This is a genomic window from Methanohalobium sp., from assembly GCF_018609725.1.
In the GTDB taxonomy this organism is placed as follows: domain Archaea; phylum Halobacteriota; class Methanosarcinia; order Methanosarcinales; family Methanosarcinaceae; genus Methanohalobium.
The window spans coordinates 1-14,138 of record NZ_JAHENT010000130.1; the positions used below are offsets into that span (position 1 = coordinate 1).

Below are 14,138 nucleotides of genomic sequence, written 5' to 3' on the forward strand. Positions count from 1 at the left end.
AGGATAATAGAAATTGATGAATCCTATACCTCTCAGGACTGCTGTAATTGTGGCTACCGGCAAAAAATGCCGTTATACGAGAGAACCTATAACTGTCCCTATTGTGGGTTATCCATCGATAGAGACAAAAATAGTGCAGTAGTGATAATGGAGAGGTATTTACGCCAGAATGCCCTGTGGGCGGGCTATCAGCGGTTCGCTGGTAATCTGCGACAGACAGACCTGTTGATTGAGATGATTCCTCAATCATTATCGAAATGATACGGGTAGTCGCAGGAAGCTCCGCCTGAAAAGGTGGAGTAATTCACACTTCAGGGAATACACCGAATTGCTGGGTGAAATTTAACTGGTCTACTTCCTCCCAGTCTTCGACAATAATTCCATTTTCAATCCGGCTTATAGTAATACCTGTAAAAACCACCTGATTTCCTGTCGGCTGTATTCCCTGAAATACTCCCTGATGAGTTCCGCTTGCTGTCCAGCGTGTTACTACTTTATCACCCTCGGCAATAATATCATCAGCAGTAAAACGCAGGTCCATTAATGCTGAATGCAACATGCTCATAAATTCAATTAAATCATCACGGGTAAGTGTCTCTCTTCCAAAATGAATCACATAATCAGAAGCACAGAATTCCTCGATTACTGACGGCTTCCAAGCTTTTTCAACTACGTGGCGGATTAATGCTTTATTGTTTTCAGTTGAAGGTTTACCGGTGTCCACTGTATCTTCTGACGACATATAATCTTCCTATATACAGATTTGTTTTACCACATATATATATTGTTTCTACCACCATCCAAAAACAAAATATAAATAACAATCAGCCTAAAAGACTCTAAGGGGATAATGACACGACATATCGTTCTCGGCAACCAGTTACTGCTGGTTAACATAGATAAATGGTTTCAGGTAAGGGATATTTACTATCCCTATGTTGGTCTGGAAAATCATGTGCTTGGACACGCTCACAAAATAGGGATATTTGTTGATGGAATATTCTCATGGATAAACGAAGATGACTGGATAAAATCACCTGCATATAAAAACGATACACTTGTTACAGAAAATAAAGCAACAAATAAAAATCTTGGATTAAAACTGATTCTTGAGGAAAATGTCTATTGTGAAGACAATATTTTCCTGCGAAAAATAACTATCAAAAATGAACGTAGTTATAAACGAAATATTCGATTGTTTTTCAACCAGGATTTTCATCTGTATGGAACCGGTATAGGGGACACCGCAGTATATCAGATGGACCATAATGTCATAATACATTACAAGAGGTCGAGATATTTTCTGGTTGGGGCTCTCAAATCAGATGAAAAAAACGGATTTACCAGTGATATCGAGGATTATGCCATCGGAGAATCTGAAACCGGTTACCTTGAAGGAACTTTTAGAGATGCAGAAGATGGAGTCCTGTCCAGAAACCCTGTAGCTCAAGGCTCTGTAGATTCAACAGTTGGAGTGTCCCTTGAAGTTCCCGGAAATTCATCAAACACCGCTTATTACTATATGACTGTCGGGCAAAATTTTGATGATGTATATCGGTTGCACGATTATCTCATGGATGTTGGAGCTGAAGCTATCTTGAACCATTCCGAGGAATGTCAGCGTTCATGGGTCAATCATACTTCTACAGACCTTTCAAATCTCGATTCTCGACTCGCCACTCTTTACAAAAGGTCACTGTTAATTATAAAAACTCAATATGATATCCACGGTGCTATAATTGCAGCAAACGATTCGGATAATCTCCAGTTCAACAGAGACACCTACAGTTATATGTGGTCAAGGGATGGAGCACTTGTTGCCATCGCTTTAATAAACGCCGGGTTTGCAGAATTTACAAAACCGTTTTTCAGATTCTGCAGGGATGTCCTCTGGTGGGAAGGATGCATGCTCCATAAATACAATCCTGACAAAACCCTTGGAAGCAGCTGGCATCCTTGGGTAGAAGACGGTAAACCCGCTTTACCTATTCAGGAGGATGAAACAGCACTGGTGATATATGCACTCTGGAAATATTACGAATCCACCGGTGATCTCGATTTTATAAAAGAACTTTATGACCCTCTGGTTAAAAATGCTGTTTTTTTTATGGATGACTACAGATATCCTAATTCACTCCCAAGAGAAAGTTATGACCTTTGGGAGGAGAGGAGAGGCATATATACATTTACTTCTGCCACAGTGTACGCAGGTTTGACATCTGCTGAAAAGATAAGCGACCTTTTTAATGATACTGAAATCTGCAATATATGTCGTAGCAGATACTTCCCCCTAAGAAACGCTATATTAAAAGAATTGTTTGACAGGGATAAAGAGATATTTATACGAGGTTTAAAATATCAAAAACATAACCCAGACCAAAAAGAGATAGACCATACTATTGACAGCAGTATTTATGCAATATTTGAATTTGGACTGCTATCAGCAGATGATGAAAAAGTTACAAACACCATGAAAAACATTGAGAACAAACTATGGATAAACAAAAGTGGAGGGGTTGCCAGATATGAAAACGACCACTATCACAAAGTATTGGATAAATCCATTGGTAACCCCTGGATTATATGCACCCTCTGGCTTGCCAAGTGGTATATAAAAAAATCAGAAAGCATTTCTGAACTGGATAAAGCACTGGACCTTATTAATTGGGTTGCAGATTGTTCACTTGAAACCGGTATTATGCCCGAACAGGTTAATCCGTTAACCAGAGAATCTATATCAGTTGCACCTCTTACATGGAGTCATGCAGAATTTGTTGATACAGTTACAAAATACATTGGTAAAACAAAAAAATTAGAAAGTAAAACATGAATTTTAATCGGGAGATACTAAATGAGTGATAAATCAGAAAAAGAAGAAAACAAGTTTGAATGCAAGGTGTGTGAAATGACTTTTCCTACCAGACAGGATTATGAAAGGCATATGAAAAAACATCATGAAAATGGTTAAAGAGATAATATAAGCTCTCTGTATCTTTCAATTTCTTTTTTAGCATCATCTTCTGATAGACTGCTTGCTCCGTATACCACATGAGTAGGTAAAACTTCCAGCCCGGTAAACTCCAGTGTGCAGTGTGTTATGCTTTTAAACAATTCATGAATATCTCCATGCATTCCTCCTTTAGAATACCAATCCTCATCTGCACCCGCTGTTGTGACAAGCATCGCTTTTTTACCTTTTAAAAGACCTGTTTCATAAGCGCTTTGTGTTAACGGATTAAAAGCAAATCCCGGTGAGAAAACCCTATCTATCCAACCTTTCATAATCGCAGGAAAACCTGTAAAATAAACCGGGAATTGGAAAATTAGCATATCAGCCCAGTTTATTTTGTCCATTTCTGCCTTTATATCAGGTGCAAAACTATCTGTTTTATTTGCATGGAGTTGTTCTAAAAACGGGTTGAATACATCTGTGTATTTCCTGTTTTTAAAATCATTTTCATCCAGTACAGGGTCAAAATTCATTGCATACAGGTCTGACACTTTTACACTATCCCCTCTTTCTTCAAAAGCCTCTAATGCTGTATCTTTCATTGAGCCATTAAATGATTTTGGTTCTTGGTGTGCATATACATACAAAACATTCATGGTTAACTCCCTCCAAAAACTATACAATAAATCATGGTACAGATATAATAAAAAGTTATTTGAAACCTTAATAATTATCTCCCCAGCAGGATTTAATAATAATTAGGTAATATGTGTATACCATGTTTGGTCGGTTCAAATACAAAAATGAGGTATTCTATGGTGATGTTGGTAAAGAGTATGTTACCGGGAGAGGTGAATGTGACGGTTTGATTTTTAAATTATCTGATATAGAGGTACTTCCACCTGTAAATCCATCTAAAATCATCTGTGTAGGGTTAAATTATCAGGACCATGCAAATGAACTAGGGTTGGATATCCCTGATAAACCAATCATTTTTTTAAAGCCTTCATCATCAATTATCGGTAATTGTGATAAAATCGTACATCCAAAAACAAGCAACCATATAGAGTACGAAGCTGAACTGGGTGTTTTTATAGGTAAAAAATGTAAACATATTAAAGCAGATAATGCAAATAATGTAATTGCCGGTTACACATGTTTTAATGATGTTACTGCCAGAGACCTGCAAAAACAGGACAGACAATGGACACGCGCAAAAAGTTTTGATACATTTGCTCCTGTAGGTCCCTTTATAGCAACTGCTGATGAAATCAACCCACACAATGCAAATATTAAGTGCCGTTTGAATGGAAAAACGTGTCAGAATTCAAATACATCCAATTTAATATTTGATATTCCACACCTTATAGAATTCATATCCGATATTATGACATTACAACCCGGTGATGTTATAGCCACAGGAACTCCACCAGGGGTTGGAAAAATACATAGTGGTGATATTGTAGAAATCGAAATCGAGGGGATTGGGACTTTAAGTAATGAGGTTGTTAAATAATGTTACTTGATCAGGTAAATAAAGAACTGGAACTTACCGAACGCCATCTTTTGGTTCTTAAAAAGGTAATCGAAAAGGGACCTATCGGAATATTGAGACTGGCTGAAGAAACTGAAATGCCAACTCATAAGGTAAGGTATTCGCTTCGTATACTTGAACAGGAAAATCTTATAAAACCATCCATTCATGGAGCAACTGAAGGCGACATGGTTGAGAAATTCCTTTCAGAATTTGAGCAAAAAATTAAAAGTATTCAGGAGAAAACCACACGTATCCGAGAAATAAGAAATTCCATTGAGCATTAAATCTAAATCCAAGTTTATATATTGCTTCACAGCAACTGTTTTTAAATTACAATTATTATATACCGTGTTAATAAAATAATACATACCAAGGAGATTGTTGATGACATTAAGTGAAGAGGATAAATTAGCAATAAGAAAATACGCATTACAAAACGCTGTCAAATATTCACAACCTCCTAAAACAGGAGCAGTCATGGGAAAAGTGATGAGTGAATCTCCCCACCTTCGACCAATGGCAAAAGAGGTAAAACCTCTGGTGGAAGAAGTACTGAATGAAGTATCTGAAGGTACACCAGATGTCTGGAAGGAAGAACTTAACAAAATAGCTCCAGAGCTTTTGGAGGAGTTATATACCAAAAAAGAGCCTACGAAAGGATTGAAACCTCTGGATGTTGAAGAAGGTGAAGAAGTTGTTATGCGTTTTGCTCCAAATCCCAACGGTCCTCCAACTCTGGGAAGTACAAGAGGAATCGTAGTAAATTCAGAATATGTTAATAAATACAATGGTACATTTATAATTCGTTTTGATGATACCGACCCACAAACAAAACGTCCCATGATGGAAGCCTATGACTGGTACATAGAGGACTGCAAATGGCTCGGTGCAGAACCTGACAAAGTAATTTACGCATCCAATAGAATCCCTGTATATTATGAATATGCAGAAAAGCTCATTGAAATGGGCAACGCATATGTCTGTTTCTGTAAAGGTGACGAATTTAAAAAATACAAAGACAACAAAAAAGCCTGTCCTCATCGAGACCAGAACCCAGAAGACAATCTCTATTACTGGAATAATATGCTGAACGGTGAATACGGTGAAAAAGAGGCTGTACTTCGTATAAAAACAGATATCCAGCACAAAGACCCGGCACTAAGAGATTTTGGAGCTTTCAGAATCATAAAAACCAGTCACCCACGTCCTGAAGTTGATGGAAAATATGTTGTATGGCCACTCCTTGATTTTGAAGGTGCTATTGAAGACCACGAGGGCGGAGTAAATCACATCATCCGTGGTAAAGATCTGAGAGATAGTGAAAGACGCCAGCGTTATATCTATGAATACTTCGGATGGGAATACCCCAAAACCACTCACTGGGGACGTGTTAAAATTCATGAATTCGGTAAATTCAGCACCAGCTCTATTGCAAAATCCATTCAAAACGGTGAATATCTGGGCTGGGATGACCCTGCACTTCCCACAATCAGAGCCCTTCGAAGACGCGGCATCCAGCCGGAAGCCATCCGCAAATTCATGATAGATATGGGAGTAGGTGAAACCGATATAAGCATAAGTCTTGAGTCTCTTTATGCAGAAAACAGAAAGCTGGTTGATCCAAGTGCAAACCGTTATTTCTTTGTTTGGGATCCTGTTGAGTTAGAGATTAAAGGTGCTGAACCCCGTAACGTGAAACTTTCACTTCATCCAAAAGAAAAAAGAGGTTACAGAGAATTAGAAACAGGTTCAAAACTGTACGTATGTCAGGAAGATATAGACAACATCAACGTAGGGGATAAATTGCGTCTGAAAGACCTATACAATATAGAGGTTACATCATTGAACCCACTCCAAGCCCAATACCTTGATGATTCGGTAGAAAGGATTAAAAAAGGAAATCTGCCGATAATACACTGGATTCCGTTAAATGAAGTATCTGTTAAAGTGATGGCACCAGATGGTCAATATGAAGGATTCGGCGAACATGGTATTGCTGATGAAGTCGATTCTGTAGTACAATTTGAAAGATTTGGATTCTGCAGAATAGATTCAGCAGATGATAACATCATCGCATTTTTTGCTCATAAGTAAAACAAAAATTTTGATTTTGTTTTTCTATTTAATATTTATAAGGAGTTAAATTGGAAGGATTCATAACACCCAATATAGTTATAAGCAAATGCATTGAATTTGAAGCCTGCAGATACAATGGAAAGATTATCAAATGTCCTTTTATCGAAAAAACCAAACCATATATCAATTTCATTCCTGTTTGTCCAGAATATGCTATCGGTCTGGGAGTCCCGCGTGAACCCATAGATATCATAATGGAAGGCAACAAAAAAAGACTTATACAGACCTCTACCGGCAAAGATTTTACTGAAAAAATGCACAGTTTTAGTAATTCATATTTTAAATCGGTTAATAATATTGATGGTTTCGTTCTCAAATCCAAATCCCCCTCCTGCGGGATAGGAAACGTCAAAGCATATGCTGACAGCAAAAAATTAAAACTTATTACAACTACTGAAAACGGTTTCTTTGGAGATGAAGTGGTTAATTATAACCTATCACTTGCCAGAGAAGATGAAAACAGCCTGATGGACATGTACAGTCGTGAACATTTTTTAACAAAAATATTTACTCTGGCTAAATTTAGAAAAATATGTAATTTCAAAAATCTAATAAACTTTCATAAAAACAACTGCTTGCTGTTTAAAGCCTATAATCCTGATGAAAAAAAGATAATGGATAATATCATCTCAAAAATTGAAAGCAATAATCCTGTTAATGTGGTTAATGAATATCGCAATCATCTGTACAAATTGTTTGTTCATCCCCCCAGACCCAATAACAATATAGAACTTATGATAAAGATTTTTAATCAATTTTCCAACCTTATAAGCAACCAAGAAAAATTGCTGTTTATGGAAAATATACAAAGATATAAAGAAGGAAAAATAACGTTGTCATCTAACAGGAAACTCCTGAAATCATTGATACAAAGAGCTGGAAACACCTCCTATGCAGACCAGAGTTTTTTCAATCCCTATTCCGGAAAATTAATGGAAACTGATTATATAATATAATTGAACGTAAGTGGTCATTTGACTGAAAAAGAGTATATAGAAGTATGCCCTGTATGCGGCAGTTCTCATTGGTATTACGAATCCGGTGGATATACTGGAAAACTATACCACTGCAAAAACTGCGGGTACATCGGACCCCTTATTGTAGAAGCGAATCAGGAAATGATTGACGCCATAAAACAAGATTATAAACGTAAAAAGGAATCAGAAGAAGGTAGTTGAGAGATTCAGGCAGTTATTGGTTCTGCCTGAACTTCAGTTTTCCTGATTTCTGCTCTCCTTATCGGATAGACTTTCTTTGTATTCCTGTAGATATTGGCAGCAAGTTTTCCTGAAATGGCTTCATCGATAAACTGTTCATAATCAACTTCAGAAGCCCGGGTTTTGACAACATCCCTCATTACTTTTCTGATGGCTTTTATCTGACTTGAATGTGCTCTTTTAACAGTGAAACATATAGGCTTTACACGAACCTTATTCCCGTCGTTGGTTGTTACAACAACATTGTTGTCTATCCGTGATGTTTGACGTTTTACAATGGAACGAAGGTAATCAGTAGTGATTTCATGACCTATAAACCTTGTTTTTGCAGAATCCCCAACGACATTATCAATCTGGAGCCTTAGTTTGGTCTTTTCTTTGGTAATGTCGTTTGTTAATTGTCCTACAGTTGTTTCAACTACACGTCCCAGCAAGTCTTTGGTGTTTTCAGCTGGTGTTACACCGATATAACTGCTACTGAGAAATTCTGGCGGTTCAATATTGTACCAGTTTTTGGATTTCCATTTATCTAATTTCTTTTGTACTTTTCTTGCCAAGTGATTCCTCCAAATAATTAATAATTTTTGTTAATGTGAATATGGCTTTATCATAAGTAATTCTATTATTTATAAGGATATACATAGTTTTCATATCAATATATAAACAAATCGGTCAGTTTTCAATTTTTAAAGGTTAATATTACAGGAAGTGTATCCCTTCGGGTAATTTACCGAACCTTTTCACAAACTCATCTGGCCAGTTTTCTGGATCAAGACCTTTCTGTGCAAGAAATACTGATGCCCATCTCTCAAGTCCAACACCCGAACATCCAGACCAGAGTTCATCACCTGATTGACTTTTCACATTAAAACCTTTTGGGTATTTATTACCATTGATACTTACATTCTGGAATTCAAGCCATTCTCCATCATCTCCTCTGTAAGGCAGAGGAGCTTCATAATCGATGGTTCCTACATCAGTCTGTTCTGAAGTTCCAGTAAGTCCTTCCTGTGCCATAAACCAGGGTGTCACTCCTGCTTTTCTCCATTCAAGATCGAGTATATCCTCAAATATATGTCTGTATTTATCCTGAAGTGCTTTCGATTCGCTAACAACCTGTTCATGGGTTCCCAGCCAGACAATTTCTATTCTGTGGAATTCATCTACACGTTCAATTCCATGTATTCCGCCACTTTCATATCTGTGAGATGTGCCTGAATGGTCAAATACTTTCAGAGGGAACTCATTTGTGGGTATGGTTTCACCCTGTAGATATATCCAGAAAGGTGGACATTGTGCATAACATAACCCTCCTATTGGCTCACCGATTTTTTCTTTTATCTTTTCAGTGGGTACTTCATGGGTTACATTATAATAATCTGTAACCTCCTCCCAATATTCGGGGTCTCTTGATTTTGGCGGACAGACATAATAAATTTCAGGATATACCCCTTTTGCATGTCCTGATTTTTTCCATACATCCCAGGGTATCAGTTTTGGAAACATCATTTCTTTGTAGCCAAGTGGTTCAAGCATTTCTTCAATAACGATTTTTTCAAACGTCCTGAACAATTTGGCAAGCTGTGGACCATGTATCCACTGTCCCCTACTGGCACCTCTTTTAATCCAACCTCTGTTCATCATTTCTTTTGTCGGGTCATCAAAGAATTTTGGTTCTTTTTCTCCACTCTGCCACAGAACTTCCCAATGCTCAGCCTTGCCACCGTATCTCAAGGCTGCAATCTTATCCTCCATCAGAGTAAGTATCCTGTCAGGAACTCTGTTTTGAATTTCAGATTCACCTACATCCAGTGAGAGTTTGATTACACTGTCATTATAATCAATATCGGTAACATATGGAATATTCAATTCACCAAGGTCCTGATTTTCTGAAGGTATACTGATATTAAAGGAATCGATTTCAATACCACGTATTCCGATACGGTAATCTTTACCCAGTTTTTTGGCGAGTGGTTTCCTCATACGTAAAAGAGCATCATGAGCCCTCACATACCGTCCTGATTCAATGGTAATGTTGATTTTGCTACCATCAACATTCCAGTCCACTACATTTGCACCTTCACCTTCAGGAGCTCCTTTTTTGAGAATAGTCTCATTTGCCTCATTGATAAATTCATCAATAGCTTCTTTGGCAGGTGAAGCATCATCACTTATTTTGAATGAACCTTTTAAATTAAATTTCAATTCCATTATATTCCTCATTTGGATGTTTTTGATAGTTATTACATAGGATTTAGACTGAAAGGAGACAGGACACTATGGATTTTATTAATTTTTCTTCAGGGATGTGTAGACATCTTCTGCTATTTTTGTGTTCATCAGAAAATCGTCCAGTGATGAAATAATAGTCGTTATCTTTTCAGTATAAAAATATGTAGTTGCTCCATACTCATCAACCTCGGTACACATACTTGAAAGATTATCCGGTCGCAAGGAATAAGCTGCAAATTTTGCAATCTCTGTTGATTCATCATCTTCAAATCTGATTCTGCAGTTAACCTTCATTACTGGACTCCGTGTCTGGATTTAATTGTTTTCCTATAATATCATCCACAATATTTATAAAATTTTCAATTTGTCCCTTTTCGATAGCTGCTCCTGCTGCAATATTATGCCCTCCACCACTACCACCGGTAAGTTTTGCTGCTTCTCGCATGGCATAGTTCAGATCAACCCCGTTTTCAACCAGATGATGGGTTGCACGTGCGGATACTTTAACAACGTCTTCAACTTCATTTGTTGCAATAAACGGCATATCAGGATACATATACCTGATTATTACACCTGCAACAATACCTATTGAATCCATACTTTCAGCATTCAAATACCTGATATTGCTACCACGTTGAATCAAACTTTCTGCTTTTTTAATCTGGTATACAATATTTCTATTATATTCCAGTGATATCTCGCGCGCTTCATCAATTACTGATGTATCCCTAAGGCACAGTGTTAATCCAAGCCCTCCTTTTTTTACTTTGCCACATGCATTAAGGATACGGATGAATTCATAAATATCCTGAAAAGGCTCTTTGTTCAGGGTATATACATCACCGATGACAGATTCAACAGCCTCTGTACTGGCATTTTTTATTATCTTTAACGTGATTGCTGACGCCAGTTTTTTGAAATCGTCAGAACTCAAATCATTGATATTACCGTGAACATTTAAAGAACCTAGGAACTCATCGATTTTTTCACGGTCACCGGATATATCAAGATAAGGTTCAGGAACATTTTCCAGTAATTGTGCAATATCTCCCTCACCGATTTTTAAACCTTTTTTTACAGATATTACACTGTTTTTAACTGATTCATCAAGAATAAACTCGTTTGCAGATTCAAATACCTGTTTATCACCTATTGCACCTGTGACTGCAAGACCTGATAGGTCAACATTTGATGAATTCATCTCTCTTGCAACCATATAGGTACTTCCCGATGCAGACAAATGAGTTGCGCCATTGATTTCCGAAAAATGAGGGTTTAATACAGCTTTTGCAGTTGATTCACCTTCAGGGTTATGATGATCTATTACCACTGTATCTTCAGATACATTAGATATAAGGTCGGGCTGTCCACTGCCCATATCACAAAAAATCACAAGGTCGCCTTCAGAAATTGTATTGTTAACATCTTCGATTACACTTTCATCCAGACGGCTGACAATGGTAGCATGGTAACAAATATTTTGCCTTAAAAGTGCATGGCAAATTATAGCAGCTGATGTTATACCATCGGTATCGTTATGTGACACAACTCTTACATTACTGTATTTAAGGATAGTTTCAGAAACCTGCTTTGCAGTGGAAATTAGTTCATCCAATGATTCGCTGTTCCCGATCAATTATACCACTCAAAATATAATATCTTTAAACCACCCTATTAATCTATAACCAGCCCTTAAGGATAAACTTTGTTTATTGTAAAAACAGAAAGAAAAATACCAGAATTTATCTGGTAATCAGCATTTCTGCTGTTTCTGGTTTGTATTTCCAGTCAGATGGTAATACATTGTTTGAACGGTAATATTTGGCAAGCCTCCTTATTTTGGCTTCTATGTTCTGCAGTGAATGTTTGTTGTGTATATCATGAGGGTTGATATCAAGGTGCTTTCTAATACGAATAGCCTTTACAACAAGGTTGTACAAGTCTTCAGGTACATGGAATTCTTCGTTGTTTTCCACCAGTATGCTGGTTATTTTTTTACCAGTGGCAAGTTTTACGTCCGGAACTCCGTGGATGTCTCTTAAAATCATACCTATCTCGCTTGAAGAATAGCCATTTTTCCAGAGTTCTATAACTTTCTGTTCTATCTCATTTGCGTCCAGTGGCGACCATTCAGGTATTTCATTTCTCATTGGTCTGGTAGACCCAGACTGTCCTTTTCTGCGGGTGTGCATTTTTGCCATAAAAATTCCTCCGAATATATTATAAATGATGCTTATGATAACAGGTAAACATATAATCAAGTTAACAGTAACGGACCGGGAGAAATAACTTGATGTTGTTAAAGTTCTTATGTTGCGAAGTGGATTAAATAACCCTGACCTATAATATATAATTTATGATTGAGAATGGAATATTACCAGAATAGATACTTAAATATTTAATCCATATTTATAATCTCGTCAACTGTCATTGAACACTGTTCTCCGGTGTGCATGTTTTTGAGAGTTAACTTTCCTGATTCAATTTCACGTTCTCCTACTATAACTGCATAGTCCGCTTCTACCATATTTGCAAACGACAACTGAGATTTAAAATTGCGTTTCATTATATCTACATGTGTCGTGTATACTTCCCTCAACCGGTTTGCTATATTAATGGCTTCAAAACGGGTTGAATCAGTGGATACTACAACCATTTTCTTGGGCTCTTCTGGTTCTATACTGGCTACTTCCATGATACGGTCAAAACCAATACCAAAACCTGTGGATGGAACTTCTCCACCACCAAACAACTTTATCAACTGGTAAGACCCCCCTCCACAAACCTGATTCTGTGCACCAAGACCTTCAGCATATATTTCAAAAACCATACCAGTATAATAATCAAGTCCTCTGGCAATACCAAAATCTATAGTATAATCAAGTCCGTAAAAATCCAGAAGTTTTAACAATTCTTCAAAATTATCAAGTTCGGGTATATTACCTGTAATTTCACGAGCTTTCTTCAGTGCATCACTACCCTGCAGAGAGATAAGTTCAAACAGGTTTCTTCTTGTTTCTGCTGGCACCTCAATTTCTTCAAGATACTCATCAAGACCTGTATCATCATTTTTATCCACATATCTCATAACTTTTGTCTGCTGTTCATTATCCAGTCCGCTTAATAATTGGCGGATTATTCTCAGGTCTCCAACGTGAAGGGCACCTTTAACTCCAATTGAATCAAGTATATTTACTGCAAGTGCTATAACTTCCGCATCAGCTTCAGGTTTATCACTTCCAATTACTTCAGTGCCAAACTGCCAGAACTCTCTAAATCTCCCTTTTTGAGGGCGTTCATATCTAAAACAATTTTCAAAATAGAACAGTTTCAACGGGTGTGGTTTTGACTGGAGTTTATTTACATACATCCTCATAACCGGGGCTGTAAGTTCAGGACGAAGTGCAATTTCCCTTCCACCTTTATCTGTGAAATTATATAGCTCACCAATTATATCATCCCCAGATTTTAACGTAAATAATTCCAGTGTTTCAAATGTAGGTGTCATGACTTCATTGTATCCCCATTTTATAACCACATCTCGCATTGTATTCTCTACATATCTCCTGCGTGCAATTTCACCGGGTAAAAAGTCTCGTGTTCCTCTTGGTTTGCTGAGCTTCATCTGGATCGTACCTTAATGACTTTGGATTGTAAGTAGTTGATAAAAGTTATTTGGGTTTGTTGAATGCTAGTTAAATATGATAAATCTTATGTCATTTCGATTATACTGAGTCGGAAAATATAGATTACTAATAATAAGGTTAAACTTTATTTTATGTTTTTAATTATTTTAATATATCAAAACCCGACAGTTGCGGATGTGGTGTAATTATAAATAAAATAAACCTTATCGCAAACCATAAATAAATTAATATATTTGCACCAAATTAAGAAGGTTTGATTAATTTGTCATCTGAAAACGCCGGTTTACCTGTAAGGTCAGAAATCCTGCAACTGCAACCATGCGTACATGGAGGATTGGTTCGCGAAACCGCCCAGAAATACAATCTGGATGAATCAGATTTACTTGATTTCAGCGCAAGCCTGAATCCGCTTGGTACAC

Annotated in this window: 16 protein-coding genes; 8 read left to right on the top strand and 8 right to left on the bottom strand. The window is 37.1% G+C overall.

Annotation, left to right across the window (positions count from 1 at the left end):
• Positions 1-261, top strand: a 261-nt coding sequence (locus QZ276_RS08715) for a zinc ribbon domain-containing protein (RefSeq protein ID WP_292487182.1), incomplete at its 5' end; no start/stop codon positions are given.
• 43 nt (positions 262-304) lie between these two features.
• Here QZ276_RS08715 and QZ276_RS08720 read toward each other — a convergent pair.
• A complete protein-coding gene (locus tag QZ276_RS08720; RefSeq protein ID WP_292487183.1) occupies positions 305-742 on the bottom strand; it encodes an ester cyclase in 438 nt (145 codons plus the stop codon).
• A 108-nt stretch (positions 743-850) separates the two neighbouring features.
• On the opposite strand from QZ276_RS08720, the gene QZ276_RS08725 reads away from it, so the two are divergent.
• Positions 851-2,830, top strand: coding sequence for a glycoside hydrolase family 15 protein (locus QZ276_RS08725; RefSeq protein WP_292487185.1), 1,980 nt, complete (start codon positions 851-853; stop codon positions 2,828-2,830).
• Between the two features lie 21 nt (positions 2,831-2,851).
• Positions 2,852-2,968: a C2H2-type zinc finger protein gene (locus QZ276_RS08730; protein WP_292487187.1), complete on the top strand. Its 117-nt coding sequence runs from the start codon at positions 2,852-2,854 to the stop codon at positions 2,966-2,968.
• On the opposite strand, the gene QZ276_RS08735 is transcribed toward QZ276_RS08730, so the two are convergent.
• Positions 2,965-3,606 (bottom strand): NAD(P)H-dependent oxidoreductase, encoded by a 642-nt coding sequence (locus QZ276_RS08735; protein ID WP_292487189.1) that lies wholly within the window; start codon positions 3,604-3,606, stop codon positions 2,965-2,967. The two genes, QZ276_RS08730 and QZ276_RS08735, sit on opposite strands and share 4 nt — an antisense overlap.
• 122 nt (positions 3,607-3,728) lie before the next feature.
• Here QZ276_RS08735 and QZ276_RS08740 point away from each other — a divergent pair, with 122 nt between their 5' ends.
• The 5 genes from QZ276_RS08740 (at position 3,729) to QZ276_RS08760 (ending at position 7,801) form a co-directional block, all read left to right on the top strand.
• Entirely contained in the window at positions 3,729-4,466 is a 738-nt protein-coding gene (locus QZ276_RS08740; RefSeq protein WP_292487191.1) for a fumarylacetoacetate hydrolase family protein, read from the top strand.
• Positions 4,466-4,771 (top strand): hypothetical protein, encoded by a 306-nt coding sequence (locus tag QZ276_RS08745; protein WP_292487193.1) that lies wholly within the window; start codon positions 4,466-4,468, stop codon positions 4,769-4,771. The genes QZ276_RS08740 and QZ276_RS08745 overlap by 1 nt, the downstream gene beginning before the upstream one ends.
• Positions 4,772-4,871: 100 nt before the next feature.
• A complete protein-coding gene (locus QZ276_RS08750) occupies positions 4,872-6,581 on the top strand; it encodes a glutamate--tRNA ligase (protein ID WP_292487194.1) in 1,710 nt (569 codons plus the stop codon).
• Between the two features lie 50 nt (positions 6,582-6,631).
• Positions 6,632-7,579 (top strand): DUF523 and DUF1722 domain-containing protein, encoded by a 948-nt coding sequence (locus QZ276_RS08755; protein ID WP_292487196.1) that lies wholly within the window; start codon positions 6,632-6,634, stop codon positions 7,577-7,579.
• A gap of 18 nt (positions 7,580-7,597) precedes the next feature.
• Positions 7,598-7,801 carry a hypothetical protein gene (locus QZ276_RS08760; protein WP_292487198.1) on the top strand — a complete coding sequence of 68 codons (204 nt, stop codon included), beginning with the start codon at positions 7,598-7,600 and terminating at the stop codon, positions 7,799-7,801.
• Between the two features lie 5 nt (positions 7,802-7,806).
• Here QZ276_RS08760 and QZ276_RS08765 read toward each other — a convergent pair whose 3' ends face one another.
• The 6 genes from QZ276_RS08765 to hisS form a co-directional block, all read right to left on the bottom strand.
• Positions 7,807-8,397, bottom strand: coding sequence for a 30S ribosomal protein S3ae (locus QZ276_RS08765; protein ID WP_292487201.1), 591 nt, complete (start codon positions 8,395-8,397; stop codon positions 7,807-7,809).
• Between the two features lie 142 nt (positions 8,398-8,539).
• Entirely contained in the window at positions 8,540-10,051 is a 1,512-nt protein-coding gene (locus QZ276_RS08770; RefSeq protein ID WP_292487203.1) for a serine--tRNA ligase, read from the bottom strand.
• Positions 10,052-10,129: 78 nt separating this feature from the next.
• The gene (locus tag QZ276_RS08775) at positions 10,130-10,366 is read right to left on the bottom strand and encodes a KEOPS complex subunit Pcc1 (RefSeq protein WP_292487204.1); all 237 of its coding nucleotides are present in this window, start codon (positions 10,364-10,366) and stop codon (positions 10,130-10,132) included.
• On the bottom strand, positions 10,356-11,708 hold the full coding sequence (locus tag QZ276_RS08780) for a DHH family phosphoesterase (protein ID WP_292487206.1): 1,353 nt from the start codon (positions 11,706-11,708) through the stop codon (positions 10,356-10,358). The genes QZ276_RS08775 and QZ276_RS08780 overlap by 11 nt, the downstream gene beginning before the upstream one ends.
• A 106-nt stretch (positions 11,709-11,814) precedes the next feature.
• Positions 11,815-12,273 carry a 30S ribosomal protein S15 gene (locus QZ276_RS08785; protein ID WP_292487209.1) on the bottom strand — a complete coding sequence of 153 codons (459 nt, stop codon included), beginning with the start codon at positions 12,271-12,273 and terminating at the stop codon, positions 11,815-11,817.
• Between the two features lie 197 nt (positions 12,274-12,470).
• Positions 12,471-13,697, bottom strand: coding sequence for a histidine--tRNA ligase (gene hisS, locus QZ276_RS08790; protein ID WP_292487210.1), 1,227 nt, complete (start codon positions 13,695-13,697; stop codon positions 12,471-12,473).
• Between the last annotated feature and the right edge of the window lie 441 nt (positions 13,698-14,138).

Coding starts and splice junctions, on each gene's coding strand:
- QZ276_RS08720 (WP_292487183.1), bottom strand. CDS start 742: ATGTCGTCAGAAGATACAGTGGACACCGGTAAACCTTCAACTGAAAAC.
- QZ276_RS08725 (WP_292487185.1), top strand. CDS start 851: ATGACACGACATATCGTTCTCGGCAACCAGTTACTGCTGGTTAACATA.
- QZ276_RS08730 (WP_292487187.1), top strand. CDS start 2,852: ATGAGTGATAAATCAGAAAAAGAAGAAAACAAGTTTGAATGCAAGGTG.
- QZ276_RS08735 (WP_292487189.1), bottom strand. CDS start 3,606: ATGAATGTTTTGTATGTATATGCACACCAAGAACCAAAATCATTTAAT.
- QZ276_RS08740 (WP_292487191.1), top strand. CDS start 3,729: ATGTTTGGTCGGTTCAAATACAAAAATGAGGTATTCTATGGTGATGTT.
- QZ276_RS08745 (WP_292487193.1), top strand. CDS start 4,466: ATGTTACTTGATCAGGTAAATAAAGAACTGGAACTTACCGAACGCCAT.
- QZ276_RS08750 (WP_292487194.1), top strand. CDS start 4,872: ATGACATTAAGTGAAGAGGATAAATTAGCAATAAGAAAATACGCATTA.
- QZ276_RS08770 (WP_292487203.1), bottom strand. CDS start 10,051: ATGGAATTGAAATTTAATTTAAAAGGTTCATTCAAAATAAGTGATGAT.
- QZ276_RS08775 (WP_292487204.1), bottom strand. CDS start 10,366: ATGAAGGTTAACTGCAGAATCAGATTTGAAGATGATGAATCAACAGAG.
- QZ276_RS08785 (WP_292487209.1), bottom strand. CDS start 12,273: ATGGCAAAAATGCACACCCGCAGAAAAGGACAGTCTGGGTCTACCAGA.
- hisS (WP_292487210.1), bottom strand. CDS start 13,697: ATGAAGCTCAGCAAACCAAGAGGAACACGAGACTTTTTACCCGGTGAA.